We start from the raw sequence: 2,338 nt of genomic DNA on the forward strand, positions 1-2,338 counted from the left end.
GGGGTAGCGCGCGCAGCGCGCCGAGGGCGCCTGGATGCGCCCGAGCCCGACGGGCTTCGCCTGGCCCCACGCCCAGGACGGACAGGCGACGCAAGAACACAAATGCAAGAACACGAATATCAGCGGCGCAACCAACGGCCAAGAAGCGCAGCCCAGTCGGCTGGCCAGTCCGCCATCGGTTAGCCTAGCCCTAATTCAACCAGGAGCTCCTGCATGGTCCAGAAACCCTCTTTTGTCCCGCTTACCGGCGGCTGCCAATGCGGCGCGGTCCGCTATGAAATCACGGCCGAGCCGATGACCGCAGCCACCTGTCACTGCCGCGACTGCCAGTACGCCAGCGGCGGCGCGCCGGCCCATGCGCTGCTGGTGGCCCCCGAGGCGCTGCGCATCCTGCAGGGCCGGGCCCACGAGCACAGCTACATGGGTGATTCGGGCAATACGGTCATGCGCAGCTTCTGCCAGCATTGCGGCACGCCGCTGTTCGGCGGCACGCAGGGCGCCGGCTACGCCATTGTGAAAGCGGGGTCGCTGGATGATCCGGAACAGTTCCGCGCCCGCCTGGGGCTGTGGACGGAATCCGCGCCGTCGTGGCACCACATCGACACCACGATACCCAGCTTCGGACGCAATTCGCCGGGCTGAGGCGCCGGCGGCCGGGCGCCCCCCACTGGGAGCGGCGCCCTGTCTTCATTGAAGCTTATTGCACCACTTGCGACAGCTTGCCCGCGGCGTACTGCTGGGCCATTTCCGTAAGGGGCAGCGGCTTGATCTTGCTGGCATTGCCGGCGGTGCCGAACTGGGTATAACGCTGCACGCAGATGGCCTTGGCGGCGGCGCGCGCCGGCTTCAGGTATTCGCGCGGATCGAACTTGCTGGGATTCTCGGCGAAGAAGCGGCGGATGGCGCCGGTCATGGCCAGGCGGATATCGGTGTCGATATTCACCTTGCGCACGCCATACTTGATGGCTTCCTGGATTTCTTCCACGGGCACGCCGTAGGTTTCCTTCATGTCGCCGCCGAATTCGCGGATTTCGGCCAGCAGGTCTTGCGGCACGCTGGAGCTGCCGTGCATCACCAGGTGGGTGTTGGGCAGGCGGGCGTGGATTTCCTTGATGCGCGAAATCGACAGGATGTCGCCGGTGGGCTTGCGGGTGAACTTGTAGGCGCCGTGGCTGGTGCCGATGGCGATGGCCAGCGCGTCGAGCTGCGTGCGGCGCACGAAATCGGCGGCCTGCTCGGGATCGGTAAGCAACTGGTCCATGGTGAGCTTGCCGTCGGCGCCGTGGCCGTCTTCCTTGTCGCCCTGCATGGTTTCCAGCGAACCCAGGCAGCCCAGTTCGCCTTCAACGGTAACGCCCAGCTTGTGCGCGGTGTCCACCACCTGCTTGGTGACGTCCACGTTGTAATCGTAGTCGGCGATGGTCTTGCCGTCTTCTTTCAGGGAGCCATCCATCATGACGCTGGAGAAGCCCAGATCGATGGCGCCCTGACAAACCTTGGGCGACTGGCCGTGGTCTTGGTGCATGACCACCGGGATGTGCGGGTAGGATTCCACCGCCGCCTGGATCAGGTATTTCAGGAAGCCTTCGCCCGCGTATTTGCGCGCGCCGGCCGAGGCCTGCATGATCACCGGGCTGTCGGTCTCGGCAGCAGCTTCCATGATGGCCTGGACCTGTTCCAGGTTGTTGACGTTGAACGCGGGGATGCCATAACCGTGCTCGGCGGCATGGTCGAGCAACTGGCGCATGGAGACGAGAGCCATGGGGTGGTACTCCTGATTACGATGGAATGATGGTTGGAGCCTTGCTGAATAGCGCGATTTTAGCCGGGATTGACCCGGACTCCGGCGAGACGGTGTCACGGAAGGTGTCAAAATGCCCCGGAACACGGCCCAGCCGGCCGCCCGGGGGACACAAGGCCCCCGATATCGCCCCGCCGGCCGCGGAAAATGGCGCCGCCGGCCGCGCTCAGTCGTTGACCGAGCAGTCCACGGGCTCGCCGTCTTCGAATTCCACGTCGTAGGTGTGTTCGGCGTCCCAGGGCATGGTGAACCACATTTCGTAGCCGTCGCCCGTCTCGTCGAACAGCCACAGGGCGCGCAGCACCGCGCGGTCGGCCATGGCCTCGGCGGTTTCCTCGGGCAGCAACTGGGCAGGATCCATGCCCTGTTTCAGCCAAGGCTCGGGCGAATAATGATCCAGCAGGAAATCGGCCGCCGCCAGCACTTGTTCGTCGAGCCGGGCCACCAGGTCGCGCACCACGCGCGACACGGCGGGCCCGGGCGCCTCGCCATCGGTCTGGACCATGACGTGGATGGGCGGGCGGCCCGCGCCCGCCG

Annotated in this window: 3 protein-coding genes; 1 reads left to right on the top strand and 2 read right to left on the bottom strand. The window is 65.7% G+C overall.

The genetic code is table 11. From position 1 onward, the window contains the following. Window positions 1-213 precede the first annotated feature (213 nt). On the top strand, window positions 214-642 hold the full coding sequence (locus LPZ50_RS24165; protein ID WP_230665381.1) for a GFA family protein: 429 nt from the start codon (window positions 214-216) through the stop codon (window positions 640-642). Window positions 643-697: 55 nt separating this feature from the next. Here LPZ50_RS24165 and fba read toward each other — a convergent pair whose 3' ends face one another. Further along, window positions 698-1,762: a class II fructose-bisphosphate aldolase gene (gene fba, locus LPZ50_RS24170; protein WP_230665382.1), complete on the bottom strand. Its 1,065-nt coding sequence runs from the start codon at window positions 1,760-1,762 to the stop codon at window positions 698-700. Window positions 1,763-1,967: 205 nt separating this feature from the next. Beyond that, window positions 1,968-2,338 (bottom strand): hypothetical protein (locus tag LPZ50_RS24175; protein ID WP_230665383.1); only part of this gene is annotated, 371 nt, incomplete at its 5' end.

The sequence above is a fragment of the Bordetella petrii genome (genome assembly GCF_020991325.1).
GTDB classification, from domain to species: domain Bacteria; phylum Pseudomonadota; class Gammaproteobacteria; order Burkholderiales; family Burkholderiaceae_B; genus Bordetella_A; species Bordetella_A petrii_E.